34 protein-coding genes and 1 tRNA gene are annotated in these 14,775 nt (G+C 39.4%); 32 read left to right on the forward strand and 3 right to left on the reverse strand.

Annotated features, from left to right (window positions below; all coding sequences use genetic code 11):
- The first annotated feature begins 165 nt into the window (after positions 1-165).
- The 26 genes from ACHUFN_RS12155 to ACHUFN_RS12280 all read left to right on the forward strand — a co-directional run bounded on the left by ACHUFN_RS12155 (position 166) and on the right by ACHUFN_RS12280 (position 9,302).
- The gene (locus ACHUFN_RS12155; protein ID WP_394222797.1) at positions 166-960 is read left to right on the forward strand and encodes a tyrosine-type recombinase/integrase; all 795 of its coding nucleotides are present in this window, start codon (positions 166-168) and stop codon (positions 958-960) included.
- Positions 953-1,231, forward strand: a complete 279-nt coding sequence (locus ACHUFN_RS12160; RefSeq protein ID WP_394222664.1) for a helix-turn-helix domain-containing protein — start codon at positions 953-955, stop codon at positions 1,229-1,231. The genes ACHUFN_RS12155 and ACHUFN_RS12160 overlap by 8 nt, the downstream gene beginning before the upstream one ends.
- A 189-nt stretch (positions 1,232-1,420) precedes the next feature.
- A tRNA-OTHER gene (locus ACHUFN_RS12165) sits at positions 1,421-1,545 on the forward strand.
- Positions 1,546-1,576: 31 nt separating this feature from the next.
- The gene (locus tag ACHUFN_RS12170) at positions 1,577-1,774 is read left to right on the forward strand and encodes a hypothetical protein (protein WP_394222665.1); all 198 of its coding nucleotides are present in this window, start codon (positions 1,577-1,579) and stop codon (positions 1,772-1,774) included.
- A gap of 13 nt (positions 1,775-1,787) precedes the next feature.
- Positions 1,788-2,024 carry a hypothetical protein gene (locus ACHUFN_RS12175; protein ID WP_394222666.1) on the forward strand — a complete coding sequence of 79 codons (237 nt, stop codon included), beginning with the start codon at positions 1,788-1,790 and terminating at the stop codon, positions 2,022-2,024.
- A gap of 50 nt (positions 2,025-2,074) precedes the next feature.
- A complete protein-coding gene (locus ACHUFN_RS12180) occupies positions 2,075-2,419 on the forward strand; it encodes a hypothetical protein (protein ID WP_394222667.1) in 345 nt (114 codons plus the stop codon).
- A gap of 19 nt (positions 2,420-2,438) precedes the next feature.
- Positions 2,439-2,852, forward strand: coding sequence for a hypothetical protein (locus ACHUFN_RS12185; RefSeq protein WP_394222668.1), 414 nt, complete (start codon positions 2,439-2,441; stop codon positions 2,850-2,852).
- 436 nt (positions 2,853-3,288) lie between these two features.
- Positions 3,289-3,465, forward strand: coding sequence for a hypothetical protein (locus ACHUFN_RS12190; RefSeq protein WP_394222669.1), 177 nt, complete (start codon positions 3,289-3,291; stop codon positions 3,463-3,465).
- 19 nt (positions 3,466-3,484) lie between these two features.
- A complete protein-coding gene (locus ACHUFN_RS12195; RefSeq protein WP_394222671.1) occupies positions 3,485-3,652 on the forward strand; it encodes a hypothetical protein in 168 nt (55 codons plus the stop codon).
- A 55-nt stretch (positions 3,653-3,707) separates the two neighbouring features.
- A complete protein-coding gene (locus ACHUFN_RS12200; RefSeq protein WP_394222672.1) occupies positions 3,708-4,070 on the forward strand; it encodes a hypothetical protein in 363 nt (120 codons plus the stop codon).
- 11 nt (positions 4,071-4,081) lie between these two features.
- Positions 4,082-4,417: a hypothetical protein gene (locus ACHUFN_RS12205; RefSeq protein ID WP_394222673.1), complete on the forward strand. Its 336-nt coding sequence runs from the start codon at positions 4,082-4,084 to the stop codon at positions 4,415-4,417.
- Positions 4,418-4,586: 169 nt separating this feature from the next.
- Positions 4,587-4,823 carry a hypothetical protein gene (locus tag ACHUFN_RS12210; protein WP_394222674.1) on the forward strand — a complete coding sequence of 79 codons (237 nt, stop codon included), beginning with the start codon at positions 4,587-4,589 and terminating at the stop codon, positions 4,821-4,823.
- 13 nt (positions 4,824-4,836) lie between these two features.
- Positions 4,837-5,109: a hypothetical protein gene (locus ACHUFN_RS12215; RefSeq protein ID WP_394222675.1), complete on the forward strand. Its 273-nt coding sequence runs from the start codon at positions 4,837-4,839 to the stop codon at positions 5,107-5,109.
- Positions 5,110-5,124: 15 nt separating this feature from the next.
- Complete coding sequence (locus ACHUFN_RS12220) at positions 5,125-5,334, forward strand: hypothetical protein (protein WP_394222676.1); 210 nt, start codon at positions 5,125-5,127, stop codon at positions 5,332-5,334.
- A gap of 8 nt (positions 5,335-5,342) precedes the next feature.
- On the forward strand, positions 5,343-5,654 hold the full coding sequence (locus ACHUFN_RS12225) for a hypothetical protein (protein WP_394222677.1): 312 nt from the start codon (positions 5,343-5,345) through the stop codon (positions 5,652-5,654).
- Positions 5,655-5,677: 23 nt separating this feature from the next.
- Complete coding sequence (locus ACHUFN_RS12230) at positions 5,678-5,887, forward strand: hypothetical protein (RefSeq protein WP_394222678.1); 210 nt, start codon at positions 5,678-5,680, stop codon at positions 5,885-5,887.
- Between the two features lie 305 nt (positions 5,888-6,192).
- The gene (locus ACHUFN_RS12235) at positions 6,193-6,390 is read left to right on the forward strand and encodes a hypothetical protein (protein WP_282764656.1); all 198 of its coding nucleotides are present in this window, start codon (positions 6,193-6,195) and stop codon (positions 6,388-6,390) included.
- Between the two features lie 8 nt (positions 6,391-6,398).
- On the forward strand, positions 6,399-6,860 hold the full coding sequence (locus tag ACHUFN_RS12240) for a hypothetical protein (RefSeq protein ID WP_394222679.1): 462 nt from the start codon (positions 6,399-6,401) through the stop codon (positions 6,858-6,860).
- Positions 6,861-6,874: 14 nt separating this feature from the next.
- The gene (locus ACHUFN_RS12245; RefSeq protein WP_394222680.1) at positions 6,875-7,063 is read left to right on the forward strand and encodes a hypothetical protein; all 189 of its coding nucleotides are present in this window, start codon (positions 6,875-6,877) and stop codon (positions 7,061-7,063) included.
- Between the two features lie 57 nt (positions 7,064-7,120).
- Positions 7,121-7,366: a hypothetical protein gene (locus ACHUFN_RS12250; protein WP_394222681.1), complete on the forward strand. Its 246-nt coding sequence runs from the start codon at positions 7,121-7,123 to the stop codon at positions 7,364-7,366.
- A gap of 7 nt (positions 7,367-7,373) precedes the next feature.
- The gene (locus ACHUFN_RS12255) at positions 7,374-7,700 is read left to right on the forward strand and encodes a hypothetical protein (RefSeq protein ID WP_394222682.1); all 327 of its coding nucleotides are present in this window, start codon (positions 7,374-7,376) and stop codon (positions 7,698-7,700) included.
- A 93-nt stretch (positions 7,701-7,793) separates the two neighbouring features.
- Positions 7,794-8,105: a hypothetical protein gene (locus tag ACHUFN_RS12260; protein WP_394222677.1), complete on the forward strand. Its 312-nt coding sequence runs from the start codon at positions 7,794-7,796 to the stop codon at positions 8,103-8,105.
- 23 nt (positions 8,106-8,128) lie between these two features.
- Positions 8,129-8,371 (forward strand): hypothetical protein, encoded by a 243-nt coding sequence (locus ACHUFN_RS12265; protein ID WP_394222683.1) that lies wholly within the window; start codon positions 8,129-8,131, stop codon positions 8,369-8,371.
- Between the two features lie 19 nt (positions 8,372-8,390).
- Positions 8,391-8,591 (forward strand): hypothetical protein, encoded by a 201-nt coding sequence (locus tag ACHUFN_RS12270; protein ID WP_394222684.1) that lies wholly within the window; start codon positions 8,391-8,393, stop codon positions 8,589-8,591.
- Positions 8,592-8,599: 8 nt separating this feature from the next.
- Entirely contained in the window at positions 8,600-8,821 is a 222-nt protein-coding gene (locus ACHUFN_RS12275; RefSeq protein WP_394222685.1) for a hypothetical protein, read from the forward strand.
- A gap of 100 nt (positions 8,822-8,921) precedes the next feature.
- Positions 8,922-9,302 carry a hypothetical protein gene (locus tag ACHUFN_RS12280; protein WP_394222686.1) on the forward strand — a complete coding sequence of 127 codons (381 nt, stop codon included), beginning with the start codon at positions 8,922-8,924 and terminating at the stop codon, positions 9,300-9,302.
- A gap of 55 nt (positions 9,303-9,357) precedes the next feature.
- Here the strand turns inward: ACHUFN_RS12280 and ACHUFN_RS12285 are convergent, their stop codons facing one another.
- Complete coding sequence (locus tag ACHUFN_RS12285; RefSeq protein WP_394222687.1) at positions 9,358-10,419, reverse strand: competence protein CoiA family protein; 1,062 nt, start codon at positions 10,417-10,419, stop codon at positions 9,358-9,360.
- 327 nt (positions 10,420-10,746) lie between these two features.
- Between ACHUFN_RS12285 and ACHUFN_RS12290 the strand changes: the two genes are divergently transcribed.
- The 6 genes from ACHUFN_RS12290 to ACHUFN_RS12315 all read left to right on the forward strand — a co-directional run bounded on the left by ACHUFN_RS12290 (position 10,747) and on the right by ACHUFN_RS12315 (position 13,759).
- Entirely contained in the window at positions 10,747-11,685 is a 939-nt protein-coding gene (locus ACHUFN_RS12290; RefSeq protein ID WP_394222688.1) for a hypothetical protein, read from the forward strand.
- Positions 11,686-12,012: 327 nt separating this feature from the next.
- Complete coding sequence (locus tag ACHUFN_RS12295; protein ID WP_394222689.1) at positions 12,013-12,369, forward strand: hypothetical protein; 357 nt, start codon at positions 12,013-12,015, stop codon at positions 12,367-12,369.
- A gap of 86 nt (positions 12,370-12,455) precedes the next feature.
- Entirely contained in the window at positions 12,456-12,737 is a 282-nt protein-coding gene (locus ACHUFN_RS12300; RefSeq protein WP_394222690.1) for a hypothetical protein, read from the forward strand.
- A gap of 106 nt (positions 12,738-12,843) precedes the next feature.
- Entirely contained in the window at positions 12,844-13,074 is a 231-nt protein-coding gene (locus ACHUFN_RS12305) for a hypothetical protein (protein WP_394222691.1), read from the forward strand.
- A 77-nt stretch (positions 13,075-13,151) separates the two neighbouring features.
- Positions 13,152-13,460, forward strand: a complete 309-nt coding sequence (locus tag ACHUFN_RS12310; protein ID WP_394222692.1) for a hypothetical protein — start codon at positions 13,152-13,154, stop codon at positions 13,458-13,460.
- A gap of 116 nt (positions 13,461-13,576) precedes the next feature.
- On the forward strand, positions 13,577-13,759 hold the full coding sequence (locus ACHUFN_RS12315) for a hypothetical protein (RefSeq protein WP_394222693.1): 183 nt from the start codon (positions 13,577-13,579) through the stop codon (positions 13,757-13,759).
- Between the two features lie 48 nt (positions 13,760-13,807).
- On the opposite strand, the gene ACHUFN_RS12320 is transcribed toward ACHUFN_RS12315, so the two are convergent.
- Positions 13,808-14,032 carry a hypothetical protein gene (locus tag ACHUFN_RS12320; protein WP_394222694.1) on the reverse strand — a complete coding sequence of 75 codons (225 nt, stop codon included), beginning with the start codon at positions 14,030-14,032 and terminating at the stop codon, positions 13,808-13,810.
- 476 nt (positions 14,033-14,508) lie between these two features.
- On the reverse strand, positions 14,509-14,694 hold the full coding sequence (locus ACHUFN_RS12325) for a hypothetical protein (RefSeq protein ID WP_394222695.1): 186 nt from the start codon (positions 14,692-14,694) through the stop codon (positions 14,509-14,511).
- Between the last annotated feature and the right edge of the window lie 81 nt (positions 14,695-14,775).

The following is a 14,775-nucleotide window of genomic DNA, read 5'->3' on the forward strand; positions in this document are numbered from 1 at the left end:
TTTATCTTAGCGAACCCTGCATAGATGTAAAGATACTTTTGTGATACACATTGAAGATGAATTAATCTAATGCCTCGTTTCCCATTACCCTTTATTTGTAGCGGCCTGTAGACGGGCGCTATAATTTTATACTACGATGTTGGAAACAAGGTTTCCTATGTGAATATGTCGAACGAAAATATTGATTTTAAATGGCGCTGGAATCCTCCTTCTTTGCGAACTGTTAAACAACCAGAAACCCTTACGCCAGATGAGTTTCTGGATATGGTTGAACGTGTAGATAACGAGGGAGTTGATCCGCTGATTGGATTGCGTAACCAATGCATGTTGCTAACTACCTATTTTAGTTGCTTCAGAGCTGTTGAAGTGAGCCAGTGGAAAGTAAATGAAGCTCTATACCCTGACGGTTCCCTTATGTTCGTCACTCGTTTGAGAAAAGAGGGAACGAAAGGTAATTATCCTGCCATTGCCCATATCCCCAACGTGCGTGAATACAGAGAGTATTTAGAGAAATGGTTTGATGCGAGAGTTAAACATCGAATTGGGCTGGCAAAGCAGGGTTCGGATGAATATAGGGGCTTAGATCCTGAGTCGCATGTATTTCTTAGTAACTGGCGAGGTATGTGGCAACCGTTTTCGCTCACTAGAAAAGTGTCGAAAGGTAAGGAGTACAAGGTTGCTACTGCTGTTCAAAACCTTCTGACAAAACTCTATAAGGATTATGGGTACCAAAATTCAAGTAGTCACGCTGGCCGTCATAGTTTTGCTCGGTTCGCACAAAGATTATTGGAGAAAAAAAATAACCCTGACACATCGCGTATAATTCAAACACTGCTCCACCATAAGACCGAAGAGGCGCAGCGTGACTATACAGATGTAGATTTTAACCATATTAGAAAGGTGGCTCAAAAGATGATGCCCAAACCGAAGAAACGGGGAAGACCGCCTAAAAATGACTAGCTACAGCAAAACAAAAACAAGCTACTACAGAAGGCTTTACGTCGCATATCTCATTGACTCTGGCACCAATACCGTACCAGCGTTGCTTGATGTTACTGAAATGCACCGCAGAACGCTACAGGACACACTTAAAGCGCTTGCTGACCTCGATATTATTATTGAAAGTCGAGGTGGCACCAAGAATGCGAGCTACGCTGTGAAATCGTGGGGAGCGATTGATAAAGATTGGATAAAAAATAATTTGCAGCACGTAGAAAGTGTGCTAAAATGATTTTAAGTTAAAGAACAAGTGTGCGTTTTCAGCAGGTTTTGGACAATGTGTAAACTATTAAAACCGCCGTTCATCAGAGTGAAACGTTAAACGACTGACAGGGCCGGAGACCAAACCTATATAAGAGTGGTTAAGCAGGGGTGGAAAGTCCCGCCGATTTGCAGCCGTAAGCTGCTTCATATTCGCATGGGTTCTGTAGCTCAGATTGGTTAGAGCGCTACGCCGTTACTGAAGTGATTGCAAGCACTGAGGTTATGATTTCGCGATAAAGGCTATAAGGGGGTCTGTCGCTGGTTCAAATCCAGCCAGAATCCAGTCGAATGTGGTTAATAAACGGGTAAGCATATGTCACTAAACAAGCAAGATAAGTTGGTAAAGAAAGCGATGGACGACTTGAGAAATGGTAATGCCATTCTCACTCACGATTGGCTTGATGAGAATAAGTGCGATGCTAGTGATGCAATGTATGTAGCTGAGTCTATTGCTCACGCAGTTAACAAGTACCATTTTAACGATGCTTACCCGCATCAAAATATCGGTTAATGTGGAAACAAAAATGAAGTCAGAACGCCTGAGTTTTGCTAAACGTGCTCTTTTAACCAGAAGTGCTGAAGCGCTTTTTACCGCCTATGAAATGCTTGAGGAATACGATGAGGAAAGTATTCGCGAGTTCCTGGAAGGTGACGTTACTGTAGCAGCCGTTTCTGTTGTTTCTGGCATTGATGAACCGGCACTTGTCGATGAAGTTGTAAAGCAGGCTTCAAAAATACAACGCCAAGCAGAATTGGCTTAATGGGAAATAACGGATGATACAAAGCGCTAATAGAGAATGTGGATGTCCATATGAAAAAGAGTAAAAGTCAAAAAAGGGCGCAAAAACAAAAGCAAGCAAAAAAAACACTTGCAACAAAACAGCACGAAATTAACCGCAAAAAGAAAGTTTTAAAGCTACCTGATTTTATTACCTGTAACGAATGCGGTGGACGAGCGCCTAACTCTACATTTGAAGTGCTAAACACTAAAGGGCTAGATGGGATAGATTTGGCATTAACAGGAATTTGCTCAGAATGTAATTCTGCCACTATTGCAATATCTGGTGATCCTGAAGCAGCTAGCGCGATGATGGCAGCCTTTTCGGAAGAAATGGGTGAAGGCAAGATAGGACTTGAAGCCGTGAAACTCAGTTAGCAATAGAGGAATAAATAGAATGAAGAGAGGGTGCGCATTTTTATTAGGATTAATGTCGTTTAGTTTGTTAGCAAGCGACCTTTCACTGCTAACAGATACAAGTAAAGCAACAGGTGAAGTCAGGGTTTACGTTAAAAATGTTAGTAATAAAGAGCAATCAGTATTAACCCGAAACCTAACGATAACACGAGGAGAAGACGAACTAACACTCTCCCCAGATATACATGTTTTGATTATTGATAGGACCAGAATTGTATTAAAAGAAGACTTGGCATATTACGGAGTTGTACATCTCAAACCCGGCGAAACAACTTATATTAGAAATCCAAGTGTTGATGCAAATGTATCTACGGTTAGATACAAAATAGTTAAAGAATGGGGCGATATGCATGGTCTTTGGACTGGTAACATTGAGACTTCGCTATCTAATTAGTCAGTAGCAGGGAATGGACTGAGTTATGCAGTCACATGGTGAAAGACTGATGTTTACCAAAAAGAGTTTGCAGGAGATAGTCGTTAATGCTGTGTGCTTATTTGCAGCGATATTTTGTTTTGTCATTTTTTATAAAAGCAGGGATTGGTACATGTTGTTAATGGGTATCGCTTTTGTTTTTAGTATTTTTCGCTACCCAAAGAAAACGAAAACAACCGAGGAATGAATCACTTTGTGCTCTTCGCCTGAACATTCACGAGCCAAAAAATTTCTTTTGGAACAAGCAGCCGCTTGGATTGAAGACTTAGAAACAACTGAAGTGTTCGATAATTCAAGCATTGATTCTGAAGTGCTACTAACTGAAGCGAAAAATCTCAGTAAGACACTCAGGCAACAAGCCAAAACAGCTTAATAAGCAATATGGGAAACATACCTTATGAGAAGACTCTTGTTAGAACTAACTGAAGCCTATTCTGAAAAAGGTGTAGAGGCTGCCGAAGAAATACTTAAAGGTAGAACCGAGAATGAATTAGGTGTTTTGCGTTACGAGTTGAGTTGCATGGTTCAACTTGCTGTTGAGGCAAAGCCTGTCCTAGAGAATGACGACGATTAAGTATGTGATGGGAAATACGATGATTAATATTGATGGAAAAAATTACATTGCAAGAACTGTTGAAGGCTTTGAAGATTATCGTGGTTTCTCAGCGAAAATAGTTTCAAATGTAAACACGATTTCGGGTGAAGCTGTTGCAGTAAAAGTAGGTACTAAGTGGCAATTTGTTAACCCAACGGTTAAATAGGAAATACGATACCAATCGAACTTTTTAAAATCTCTATATTAAAGGTAAAATTATAATGAAAACAGCAATCAAAAAACCATCAATAGTAACATCAGTACTTTTAGTAATATCACTAACCGCTTTTTTCTTACCGCTATTGGTGCTGACTATTATCTTCCCTGAAGCCGTTGAGAATACTATATCGAGTCCATCTACTCCACTGTCTGGTGTACTTGTAGGTTACTTAGTAATGGTATTTGCCAGATGCAACTTAGACGTAAGTCGTTTCGGAGAATTGGTTAAGCCAGTAGACCAGAGAACAAAGCAAAACGTTGAGAAAAAGTCATGGGAAGCCAAAGTTATTTTCGGCATTTCTTTAATAGTATTTTTGATGTGTTTAGCCATGACTGGAACATCAGTTGCTTCAATTATCGTCTGATGGGAAATACGATGGAAAACACGATGGAAAATCTGGGAACGTTCGTTTGGTTTGGTTCCAATGATGGGAATACTGGATTATCCCTTTTCACGGCAGAAGAATGTGATGAAAAACGTTTCGATGTTACAAATGTAGCGAGCTATTTAGACCGGATTTATGAGTACGATAAGCATACGTTTGCTGACAAAACTATAGCCTCAATATACTTGCCAGAAGTTGAACTGAACTCAATTGAAATCATGCTCTTGAAGGAATTAGCTATTTCACAAAATATTCTGTTTAGGGCAAGGGACGTAAGCTCATGTGAGCAACTAGAACATTATAAAAAGTTCCCTATCTGGAAATAGAAAATACGATGAAACCTTATACGACTGACACTTACGGACGTAATCATTACTTTCATGCGCCTAAAGAGCATAAGGTGCCTAAACGCTCTAAAGAACGCGAGGGAACACGTACTAGTGTACGTCAAAAAGCCAAATGTCTAATTAAGCAAGAGTTAGTGTAGGTGATTTTATGAGCTTCCCTAAGTTTAATAAAGACTGTTTACAAAGGATTGTTAGGCTTAATAAAACGGTTAGGAACAGAGCGGGAGAAACGTTTCTAGAGGGTGACCTTATGGTTGTTACTAAGCGAAACAAATTCGAGTCAACTGTGCATGTAAGGCCACTTAAAGGTTCAATTATCGTCGATGAAGATGATTGCGAATTCTTAGGTGACAAAGAAGATTTTGGCTTCAATAAGTATCAATAGGAACTACTGATTCATGGCTAGTCTTGAGTACCAAAATATACCAGCGATGTTTGATGACTATGGTGAGCCTTGCAGTAACTGTATTCATTCAGCTGAAGATAGTTTTTGTCGTAAAGAACATCGACAAAAAGTAGTGAGCATTTACGAAGGTCACATACCTGAAGTAACTGTTAGGAGAAAAGGCGGCTGTCCAGACCATGAAATTAAGGAAGGTGATTGGTGGGGCGAAGATCCTATTAGGCCGTTTTCTGGTGAGTATGGTGGCTCTAAAACTTCGATAATATAAGTATGGGAAACATTCATGAAAATTCTCGAAACGAAGTCAGATGATGCCAACCTCGATGCGTTTATTAAGTTTACTTTAGAGGCAGTAAAACGTGGTGATGCAAGTATTAACCAAGCACAAACTGCGCTCGTTGATTTTGTTTATGCTGTAGATAACCGCGATGAACAAGCGAAAACGTGGCTAACACAAGGCCGCAAGTTGCTTATCGACGAAAACATCAAGTAGGAATAATAATGAGAAAGAAACTAATACAACTAGTAGGACTTTTTGCTATCTGCCAGCCAGCGATTGCATTAGCTGAAAGCCAAGCTCCTGAGTTTGTGAAAGACTTTGCAGTTGAAGTAGCAAGTAAGGCTTACTCTTATGCTGATAGTTCAAAAGCCATTAATGATGTTACCTACAGTGTTTCGGTATTCGTCGCTGATAAAACGTGCAATGTAGTGGTTGAAACAATTGAAGTTGAACATCGTTCCATTGATGGTGAGTTACTAGAGCCGTTGTTTAAGCCTCTAGCAAAATCCATAAATTGTGAACCTCGTTCGTAAGATTAAAGGCAATAGGAAACACGATGTTAGAAGTGACCGGCTACGAACTGCACTTACTCAAAGATAATTATACAGGCGAAATTTTTGATAACGCTGTTTGGTTTACATGCCCTGTTTGTAATGAAGACTCGCTGGCAAGGTTTAATGGTGAGGTTACTTTCAACAAGCCGCTTCGCGCTCGCTGTTGCAAAAGTGATTTTTCGGTAAGCGTTTCTAAAGAATTAAAGATGTAGGAAAACGATGGTTAATAAAGTGAAGTTATTCCATTTATTGTTTATATGTATATCGACCGTATCTCCACTTACTTTGAGCATATTTGTTGTTAGAGATAATCCTGAAGCCAGCCTAATTGTCATATTGTTTGCCTGTTCGCCCTTCTTTATTTTGTCTTATTTAGGATATAGGTTGTCAAAAAAGCTCGTTTTACTTTATTGCCAAGAGCGTCATCCATGAAGGCTAAGTACTCAGGGCTATTTGGAAAATAGATATCGCCCCCGAATATTGCAAAACCAATGAATCAATCTGGTAGGAAACAGTTATGGCTTTAGGTGACGTAAGAAGAAATGCGAGAGCAAACGCGCTTGAATCTGCTGCTCAATACGCTGCAAGCTTTGATTGGAGCAATTACGATGAAAATCAAATGTCCGAAAAAGAATATGCAGTTTTTATGGAAGAATGTAAAAAGCTATCTAAGCAGCTTGAAACTAAAGCTGAAAAGATTAGAAACGTCCAATAGGAAACAACGTGCCAAGCGAACTTCATGAAAAACTCTGTAGTAAAGGCGTATCTTGGCTAAAAAGAAACGGATTTGGTGTTGCATCTCTGAACGTGTGGGGCGCTGGCAGTCGTGAAAGAGTCGATTGCATAGGGTTCAGGCAACAATGCTCTGCTTTGATTGAAGTTAAAGTCAGTCGTTCTGATTTTATTGCTGATATGAAGAAACCGGAAAGACAAACTGGCGGGGTTGGTACCTATCGCTTTTACTTGGCTCCGGCTGGTTTATTGGGGGTTAATGATTTACCTGAGAACTGGGGATTAATTGAAGCCAGTGGTAGGTCACTGAAACTTACGTACGGGCCGAAAGGAAACTATTGGCCTTCTTTTGAAAATGCTCAGGACTCAGATTGGAAGGATTTTGCGCATTCATCCTGTGCAGAATCAGAACGTTCTTTGCTTTACACAATAGCTCGAAAGGCTATGTCTTAGTACGGGAAATAAGAATGGCTATTTTTCTTGGTAAAGTTTACGACAAAACTATTGAAGATATGGTGTTCGCATATGACCTTGATAGGGTCACTTATTTTGGCAAACGGTATATTGTTACTTACGGTTGCTGTTTAGACACTCTAGCAGGTGATGCAGCTTTGACAGAGTTATCGCATTTGGTGGCGAAATTAGGGGATTCTTGACCAAAAAAGATGCTATCGCCGCCCTCAAAAATTCAAAATGGTAATGTAGGAAATTCCATGGAAGAGATTATTAAAAATAAATTGACCCTGAAACAGGGTGAAGTCCTCAAGCTAATAGACCATAGAATGAAAGGTTCGTTGCAAGAAACAGATGTTTATAACTATGACATTGTTGATGAAAGTGGCTTAAAGGTTGGCTCTGTAGAATATACACACCACACAGCCATTAAAGGCTTCAAAGTCACACAAACTATGACCCAAAAGACTCTGGATGGTGAAATAGTTAATAATGAGCGTTGGTAGTAAATAAATGAAAACTGAAGTGAATCCAAAAAATAATCTTTATATTGAGCTATTAAGGCGTTCAACCACTGGATTTTGTGGTGATTACGTTGGGGTATTCGTAACCCTCGAAGTGCCTTTTGCAGAAAATGCGCAAGTTCATTTCAAGAAAAACGGAGACAGCTTTAATTTCACATCTCTATCTTACTGGCTAGACGGTGAAGAAGTGAATATCGATAATCACCCTTCTATTGTGGATAATATTATTAGAGAAGGTGAGCTTGCTTACGCAATTGATGTGGTGAATGAATGGTTTTCATTTATTGGCCGCAGAGAATTACAGAAAGAGAGTTGAGTTGGAACAGCCAGTTGTCACCTATGAAAGTAAACATGAACTCATCACGTTAGAAGGCAACGTAAAACTGTTGAAAACGCTATAGGAAATATAATGAGAAAGAAACTAATACAACTAGTAGGACTTTTTGCTATCTGCCAGCCAGCGATTGCATTAGCTGAAAGCCAAGCTCCTGAGTTTGTGAAAGACTTTGCAGTTGAAGTAGCAAGTAAGGCTTACTCTTATGCTGATAGTTCAAAAGCCATTAATGATGTTACCTACAGTGTTTCGGTATTCGTCGCTGATAAAACGTGCAATGTAGTGGTTGAAACAATTGAAGTTGAACATCGTTCCATTGATGGTGAGTTACTAGAGCCGTTGTTTAAGCCTCTAGCAAAATCCATAAATTGTGAACCTCGTTCGTAAGATTAAAGGCCATAGGAAACACGATGAGCATCCGTCGGAAAGTTGGTGATATCGTCCTTGTGAAGACAGAGGATGAAGAATTTGTTGGTCAAATTGACGGTTTAGGTGTCGAACAGCAGGATTGCTGTTCAACCTGTTACGTTAATCCGACACATGATTCCGAATGTCGAGAATGGCCTAATGTCAAAGTGCTAAATGATGAGCATGTTGCAACCGGAGAATGGGCTTACCATGTATCCGAATGTGAAATGTTCGACGTAAAGTAAGGTATGGGAAACATTTAACATGCAAGTGGTAATAAAGAAGCACCCAAAAACACAGGTTAATGAGGCTTTTATAGATGGTCTTCTTGTAGGTGTCTTTGAGCAAATGACAACTTGTAGTGACGCTTATTCATTTATGTCTAAGTGCTCCCACGACAAGCTGTCCGGTGATCACTATATTGCAATTGGTCAGAAGCTTAATGAGTTAAATTTGGAGCGATAGAAAACAAGATGGAATGGTTGCTTGATACAAGGGTTGGTATTGTCCCTGTTGCATCAAATAGTGTCAACGACGCTATTTTAAAAGGCGTGGTTTCTAAAATTGATAATCTAGGGTTTGAAATCGAACCTGATAAAAATTCAAGCCTTCCCGTGACATATACATGGCAGTCTATGAGAAACTTCAAGTTCATAGCTTTGGCTAAAAACGGGGACGGGAAGTTGAATAAGTGATTGTGAGATTGAAAAAATAGAATAATCAAATAAACAAACGATGCTACTTACGGGCTGTTATAAAGTGGCGCCACCTTTATTAATATAAAGCAGAAATACTATGGAAAATGAAGATTTTGGAGCTTTAAAAAAACGGATTGGTGAAGCTTCTGGTACTGAGTGGATCGCAGTGATGATTGATCCTACTAGTGATACAGGAGCTTATAGCATTGAAGAAATTTATGTTATAGCAGAGCAATACTTCTTCTGGGGGGAAGGTGAGTTCATGGATAAGAATTTTTGGCAGATGATAACTAACGCTACCAATGTTAAAAATCAAAGTGAATTCTTTTCTAAGTATAAACGTGTATTTGATGAAACGAAGATGGATGCAAGCAAGCTAAACATGGCGAAAGCTGCATTTGCTGAGTTGAAACGAGAGGCAATGCTTTATGCTCAGGGCCTTGATAAGGACAGCGAGGATTTTAAATTTGAAGCTTAAAATAAAAAAGTGATACGCATCCGCAAACTATAGGCACCCTTAAACTCCGTAGAAGTTAAAAAACAGAGCGCGTGTACTCAAAACTTTGGCATTGATTGCATAGGTTTGATTTCCCCTCCCAGCTGTGTTCGCACTTTATGCAAAGGTGGAGCATAGATTCTCTGAAGTCGGTGTATTTCCCCATGGTATTTTCACGAAACCCTGAATCGTTTTCATAGGAAGCTTTGTGACTACCTAATAACACATAAACAGATTCCGACCCTTTTTCGAGCGCATTAATACGTGATTGTTGTTTTGAGGAACTTAAGGTTTTTTTGTGGGCGTTCGCGATTTCTGTCGTGTTAGTCTGAGTCGCAGGCCCTGTATAATTGTTCGTGTTCTGGTATATGCTTCTTGGCGTGTCTAAATCAGCTAGTAATGCCTCTCTATTTTCACTAACAAACTTATCGTGGCGATGCTGAAATCGCTCTTCTCTAGGGTGGTGGTGCCAAAATTTACCAGTATGGGAGTGTGCTAAGAACTCAATAAGTACATCCTTATATTGACCCGACTGAGTTTCCTCAAAAGCTTGCATTAAAGACATAACATTAAATTCTATGACTCCAGAGTTTTTATCTATGCTTTTGAGTTGATGAGGAATGTGTCGGCCATCATATGTAATGTATACAATAAGCTCGAAATCCCCAATCCCAAGTACAAGATCGACAATTACTCCATAGCGATTTAGTTCAGCTTCTACTGAGTCAAACTCTATTACTTTCTCTTCCGCTATTATATATCGATGGGAATGCAGGAGATTAGAGCCCGGTATGGTAGAGGATAGTTTTTTTGAGTATGCAGGTAGACATAGTTTTGCACCCTGCTCAAAAAGCTGCTTCATCATCAATCTAACTGAGACAGCAAAAGAATAATCACATGGTTTTTCTGTTTTCTTTTGTACATCTCGTGATTGATGTGCAAAATGCCACTCTTTAACTGCGCCATGCCTTGCTATAAGCGGAGTCTTACAGGAGGGGCAAATACATTGACATTTCATACCATTTGGAACGCTACCCACATCGATTACACGATTAGTATCAAGGTGCAAGCCAAACGGGATGAGAGTAAAACCATTCATTATCATTCCTTTGATGGTTAATAATAAAGTGTCATCCGGATTTTAACCGCACATCGAACTTTAAGCCATAAAAGCTAATGCTGTTTGTCGTTCCTAATTGAATGATAAAGATTGAAATTATAGGTCTTAATTTCATTGCAGAGCTATAGGTTGGGGCAAACTGTTAATTAATATTGGATAAAAGATGATTAAGCCAACTGGGTTAATCAGATAGATAATTATTATTCAGTGTTAACAACATCAATAGCCGAAATATCAATTCAATGTAAAAGCGTGGCTCTTAAAAAATGCTGTACAATCTATGATTCACTAAATAAAGGAGTATATATGTTTTCAGGGGTAACGGGGAAGGTAGTACATCTGCAAGACAAAACAGTAACATCATTTTCATCAACTAGTAGATCATCACTTTCACCGTCTACAAACAACTTAAAAGCGTCTTTCTCTTCTTATCACGATGTGTCATATGCTTCTGAGAGTTTCTATCGCGTTTTCATACGCACAAATGAAGGGGAGGAGACAGTCACAATTCCTGACTCTATAGACGTTAGAGAAGGACATATCATCACAGTTCTTTTCGACTCAGGAGTGCCTATATGGGCGTTCAATGAGACGTTGCAAACGCGTGCATTCTGTTTCAAACCAGAGCATGAGGGGGGCGAAAGTTTCTGGTGTAATTCGAACCCCCCTTGCTTATCGCCTGATGGAGGAATTTTTGCCAGCTGGTTTCTGTTAGGAGTAGTTTTACTAGCAATGTCAATCGTTTTTGCGTTGCTGGAAGGGCCGTGGTATTTGATGTGGATGCCGGTAATACCATTTCTCGTATACAAGAACCTTCAATCCAGAGGTTTTTTAGGTGTAACACAAATGCCATGTTTAAATGAACGTCAATCATTCATACAGACAAAATGGAGATACAAGGTAGTCAAGCCAGCAGTGAAACCTATACTTACGTTAGGGTTAGCCTGCTTTTCGCTGGTATATCTTGGTTACGGCGACGATATCTACAGTTCTAAATATGGTTTTTTTAATTATGAAGAACCATTGGCAGGCATAGTAGTTGGAACGATGATTTATTTTTTCTGTGGTCTAACAATAGTATTGTGGGCTTCGAAAGCCGCTGTTTCAAAACTTCAGCCTGAATTTGAAAGTGACGTGAGAGTATACAGAGAAGTATATTTAAGTGCAGCGGATGCGTATTTGCAAAATTCTAAGTACAAAAACTCCCTTACTATGGATAGCAATGCAGAAAGCGTAGCACTGTAGGGTAAGCATTGCGTAATAGTCGTAAGTTTAACTAGTAAATTATGGCGCGGGTGGTATTTACGTTCGCGCTAACTTGTACTAGACTAAAATCAACAAAATACTTCTGTTAGCACTTTTTTATGGCCATTATGGTCATTTAATTTCCGCGCAGAAGTCAATTGTGTCTCAACTACATTGTGCATTGTACAAAATAGTAGAGACTTTAACGGAGAAAACCTTAAACCGAAGCTTCGTTCTTCGTCAGCTTTTCGCAAAACGAAACCCTGTTTGGGACACACCAAACAGGTGAGTCCTTTATGCAACCCCACTTCATAGAGGACATTAGATATGGCTTATTCTTGTTATTTAGTGAAGTCTGAACAAATAAAGCGTATTGCTCTACCTGTTCATTCAAATCACTTTATGCACCACATAACCGTAGATTTTGGTATTCCCAATGATTCCCGTTTACCTCCAAGACCGAATAACGTTCAAGTTATCGGTGTTGCATCTGACAATAAAGCGCAAGCTTTAGTTGTTGCAGTTGATGGTAAAACAGAACGTAAAGATGGAAAGTTATTTCATGTCACAGTGTCTACTGCTGACAATGTAAAGCCCTTCTATTCTAATCGCCTCTTAGAATCAGGTTATACCCCCACTAATCCAATTAGCCTTGATGTTGAACCATCTATCGTTAATTGGTAATCGCAAGATTATTTTAACCCACTAGGGACAGACTTTTGTCCTTATGGGCTGAAGGTTTGTCTTTTGATATCAGAAAGGAAACCACAATGAAAATGTTTAAGGTATCTATATTTGGACTTTTAATATCACTTTCTAATTTTGAAATCATCAGAGCAGAACCCCTATATGGGATTTACACTGATATGATTAACTTAAACGATGGTGAGCTGCTTGTTGATGATGTAACACTCATGAATGATGGGAGTTTCAAAGGAGTCATGGATGCTTCAGAGGAGTGTCTAAAAAACTTCAAAATGAAAAATCCATTGATTTTTGTTAATCAAATCCAAGAAGTAAAAAGTTCAACTGTAAAGTTTAACTTCGGATGAGGGAAGGCGCCATTTTGGTGCTTTTTCAAAGTCTGTTGCAACCCATCAGGGACAAATCAATGTTCTTACGGGCTAGTGGTTTGTCTCTTTCCATTCAGGAATTGCTATGCAAATCACTAGAAAACAATATGACTTACTCCTTGGTTTCTATGCTCATTGTTATTGTGTCTACCACGAAAAAGTAAAAGCTTATTTCGAGTTCTGGGCCACACAATTAGATGATGCACAAATACCTTGGGCCGTACAGAACAATGTTTCTGTCACTGCTGAAGATAAGGGCTCTAATACCCTATATCTATCAACACATTTAAAAAGTAAAGGTGTAGAAATACACTAACTGTTAGTTATTAAAACCCGTCAGGGAGTACACCTGACCGGTGTCTCCTTTGGCTTTTTTGGCTGTAGGAGGCAATTATGAAAAACGATATGCAAGATATTTATGCTGTAGTGCGCGATCAAGTTACGGAAATGAAGATTGACTTTAAAGTCAAAACTAAACTGTTAGAGAAGTTAGAGGATATGTTTGTGAATGATGCAGATACCAATGAGTATATGCGCTTCACAACCTTAGCCAAAATGTACGAATCTACGTTTGTTTCAGAGAAAGAACGTTTCTTACTTAACAAATCACTATGTGAAGAGTTAGGTTCGACACCTCTTGAAACTGATACTTCATTTGCTGCGAGAATGATTGAGCGCCTAGCACAATTTACATTGGCGTAAAGGACAGGTGGCGTTAGCCACCTTTACCCGCTGTGAACCTTGAGTTTGGTTCACCACCAAGCATCTTTACGAGGGTGTTAGGTGGTGAATCAAACTAACTAACCGAGGTATACCCAATGGAAAACATGCATATCTTTTTATTTAATGAGCAAAAAGTTCTTCTGGCCAACGCTAACGATTATACCGGCGTGAACGTTTCGAAGTTTATTGATGAGAATGAAGCATTCACAGCAGTAAGAGAGGCGTTAATTCGCGAAGGTAAAGTATTGGAGAATGATCAATGGACTTGCTTTTCGTAGATTCAGTAGGGGTGGTGAAGCTACCCCCTGACTACTAACTATACATAATCAATGCGCTTTATTACTCCTATAAATCTCTAAATCTGCTTTAAAGACATGTTCTAAACCTATTTCATGAAAGCGACGTTCCTCTGCATTGGTTGTAATCTTATGGCAAGGCTCTAAAGGTTTGTTAGCAGCGTGCGGAATAACTTCTATATGCACACCGTACTCACACGAAGATATATGACTAGATAAACAACCTTTGCATGTTCTTTTTTGAGTAAATGCCATTAGGTAATCTCCATTATGTTTCTACCGCAGACGCAGTATGCATCCAACGCGTGCTTAGGAACGCGTCAATAACAATATTGGTTTCAAAAAAATGTCACTATCATTGCAGAACTTGTGTAATTAGTATGCTTTATCTTTGGATTAGCACTGCTGCTGAAGAGCTGAGTAAGAGCGTCTACCCATACCAAATTCTTAAGAGGTAGATCAGTTTCGTTTGTTTATCACAGCCAATACGATAAATGACATGACTGATATCGTAAGGGCGTAACAGGCCATATGAAATATAAGTGGATGAACCTCATCGTGAAGACCGGCTTTAGATGTCATGAAAGCGACCAGAGCTGTCAGTCCGACTGCACCAGCATCGCGAGTGAGGATAACCAATAACCTACGCTGAGACCTTCCAACTATGGCTTGCATTGATAAATGAAAAATTAGATAAACCACCAAGTACACAAAAATAAGTACGGTAAGTATTAACTCCACAGGAAATTTAATGGGCTCGCTTCAATGGCTCTGTGAACATCTTCATTGGACGCTTCAACATCGACGATTATCGCTTTTACAGCCCCAGCCCTTTCAGCACTCTTTAAAAGGCACTCTTGTTCAATTTCGCTTACCGAGCGCAAAGAAGCTTTGATAACCACTAAAGGGGCAGGCATAACTTTTTATGTATTCGCTGCATGCTTTCTGAGAAGTGCATTAAAGACATCTTCCAGTGCTTTGGCATTAGCGATGAAATG

Origin of the sequence: Alteromonas gracilis (assembly GCF_043642145.1) — a bacterium.
Lineage (GTDB): Bacteria > Pseudomonadota > Gammaproteobacteria > Enterobacterales > Alteromonadaceae > Alteromonas > Alteromonas gracilis_B.

What these genes read in the sequence shown, in the direction of transcription:
- ACHUFN_RS12210 (WP_394222674.1), top strand. Translation starts at nt 4,587, where the DNA reads ATGAGCTTCCCTAAGTTTAATAAAGACTGTTTACAAAGGATTGTTAGG.
- ACHUFN_RS12320 (WP_394222694.1), bottom strand. Translation starts at nt 14,032, where the DNA reads ATGGCATTTACTCAAAAAAGAACATGCAAAGGTTGTTTATCTAGTCAT.
- ACHUFN_RS12300 (WP_394222690.1), top strand. Translation starts at nt 12,456, where the DNA reads ATGAAAATGTTTAAGGTATCTATATTTGGACTTTTAATATCACTTTCT.
- ACHUFN_RS12215 (WP_394222675.1), top strand. Translation starts at nt 4,837, where the DNA reads ATGGCTAGTCTTGAGTACCAAAATATACCAGCGATGTTTGATGACTAT.
- ACHUFN_RS12275 (WP_394222685.1), top strand. Translation starts at nt 8,600, where the DNA reads ATGGAATGGTTGCTTGATACAAGGGTTGGTATTGTCCCTGTTGCATCA.
- ACHUFN_RS12185 (WP_394222668.1), top strand. Translation starts at nt 2,439, where the DNA reads ATGAAGAGAGGGTGCGCATTTTTATTAGGATTAATGTCGTTTAGTTTG.
- ACHUFN_RS12180 (WP_394222667.1), top strand. Translation starts at nt 2,075, where the DNA reads ATGAAAAAGAGTAAAAGTCAAAAAAGGGCGCAAAAACAAAAGCAAGCA.
- ACHUFN_RS12190 (WP_394222669.1), top strand. Translation starts at nt 3,289, where the DNA reads ATGAGAAGACTCTTGTTAGAACTAACTGAAGCCTATTCTGAAAAAGGT.
- ACHUFN_RS12325 (WP_394222695.1), bottom strand. Translation starts at nt 14,694, where the DNA reads ATGCCTGCCCCTTTAGTGGTTATCAAAGCTTCTTTGCGCTCGGTAAGC.
- ACHUFN_RS12235 (WP_282764656.1), top strand. Translation starts at nt 6,193, where the DNA reads ATGGCTTTAGGTGACGTAAGAAGAAATGCGAGAGCAAACGCGCTTGAA.
- ACHUFN_RS12260 (WP_394222677.1), top strand. Translation starts at nt 7,794, where the DNA reads ATGAGAAAGAAACTAATACAACTAGTAGGACTTTTTGCTATCTGCCAG.
- ACHUFN_RS12255 (WP_394222682.1), top strand. Translation starts at nt 7,374, where the DNA reads ATGAAAACTGAAGTGAATCCAAAAAATAATCTTTATATTGAGCTATTA.
- ACHUFN_RS12170 (WP_394222665.1), top strand. Translation starts at nt 1,577, where the DNA reads ATGTCACTAAACAAGCAAGATAAGTTGGTAAAGAAAGCGATGGACGAC.
- ACHUFN_RS12270 (WP_394222684.1), top strand. Translation starts at nt 8,391, where the DNA reads ATGCAAGTGGTAATAAAGAAGCACCCAAAAACACAGGTTAATGAGGCT.
- ACHUFN_RS12280 (WP_394222686.1), top strand. Translation starts at nt 8,922, where the DNA reads ATGGAAAATGAAGATTTTGGAGCTTTAAAAAAACGGATTGGTGAAGCT.
- ACHUFN_RS12155 (WP_394222797.1), top strand. Translation starts at nt 166, where the DNA reads ATGTCGAACGAAAATATTGATTTTAAATGGCGCTGGAATCCTCCTTCT.
- ACHUFN_RS12295 (WP_394222689.1), top strand. Translation starts at nt 12,013, where the DNA reads ATGGCTTATTCTTGTTATTTAGTGAAGTCTGAACAAATAAAGCGTATT.
- ACHUFN_RS12175 (WP_394222666.1), top strand. Translation starts at nt 1,788, where the DNA reads ATGAAGTCAGAACGCCTGAGTTTTGCTAAACGTGCTCTTTTAACCAGA.
- ACHUFN_RS12290 (WP_394222688.1), top strand. Translation starts at nt 10,747, where the DNA reads ATGTTTTCAGGGGTAACGGGGAAGGTAGTACATCTGCAAGACAAAACA.
- ACHUFN_RS12245 (WP_394222680.1), top strand. Translation starts at nt 6,875, where the DNA reads ATGGCTATTTTTCTTGGTAAAGTTTACGACAAAACTATTGAAGATATG.
- ACHUFN_RS12315 (WP_394222693.1), top strand. Translation starts at nt 13,577, where the DNA reads ATGGAAAACATGCATATCTTTTTATTTAATGAGCAAAAAGTTCTTCTG.
- ACHUFN_RS12225 (WP_394222677.1), top strand. Translation starts at nt 5,343, where the DNA reads ATGAGAAAGAAACTAATACAACTAGTAGGACTTTTTGCTATCTGCCAG.
- ACHUFN_RS12230 (WP_394222678.1), top strand. Translation starts at nt 5,678, where the DNA reads ATGTTAGAAGTGACCGGCTACGAACTGCACTTACTCAAAGATAATTAT.
- ACHUFN_RS12220 (WP_394222676.1), top strand. Translation starts at nt 5,125, where the DNA reads ATGAAAATTCTCGAAACGAAGTCAGATGATGCCAACCTCGATGCGTTT.
- ACHUFN_RS12265 (WP_394222683.1), top strand. Translation starts at nt 8,129, where the DNA reads ATGAGCATCCGTCGGAAAGTTGGTGATATCGTCCTTGTGAAGACAGAG.
- ACHUFN_RS12250 (WP_394222681.1), top strand. Translation starts at nt 7,121, where the DNA reads ATGGAAGAGATTATTAAAAATAAATTGACCCTGAAACAGGGTGAAGTC.
- ACHUFN_RS12310 (WP_394222692.1), top strand. Translation starts at nt 13,152, where the DNA reads ATGAAAAACGATATGCAAGATATTTATGCTGTAGTGCGCGATCAAGTT.
- ACHUFN_RS12200 (WP_394222672.1), top strand. Translation starts at nt 3,708, where the DNA reads ATGAAAACAGCAATCAAAAAACCATCAATAGTAACATCAGTACTTTTA.
- ACHUFN_RS12285 (WP_394222687.1), bottom strand. Translation starts at nt 10,419, where the DNA reads ATGAATGGTTTTACTCTCATCCCGTTTGGCTTGCACCTTGATACTAAT.
- ACHUFN_RS12305 (WP_394222691.1), top strand. Translation starts at nt 12,844, where the DNA reads ATGCAAATCACTAGAAAACAATATGACTTACTCCTTGGTTTCTATGCT.
- ACHUFN_RS12195 (WP_394222671.1), top strand. Translation starts at nt 3,485, where the DNA reads ATGATTAATATTGATGGAAAAAATTACATTGCAAGAACTGTTGAAGGC.
- ACHUFN_RS12205 (WP_394222673.1), top strand. Translation starts at nt 4,082, where the DNA reads ATGGAAAACACGATGGAAAATCTGGGAACGTTCGTTTGGTTTGGTTCC.
- ACHUFN_RS12160 (WP_394222664.1), top strand. Translation starts at nt 953, where the DNA reads ATGACTAGCTACAGCAAAACAAAAACAAGCTACTACAGAAGGCTTTAC.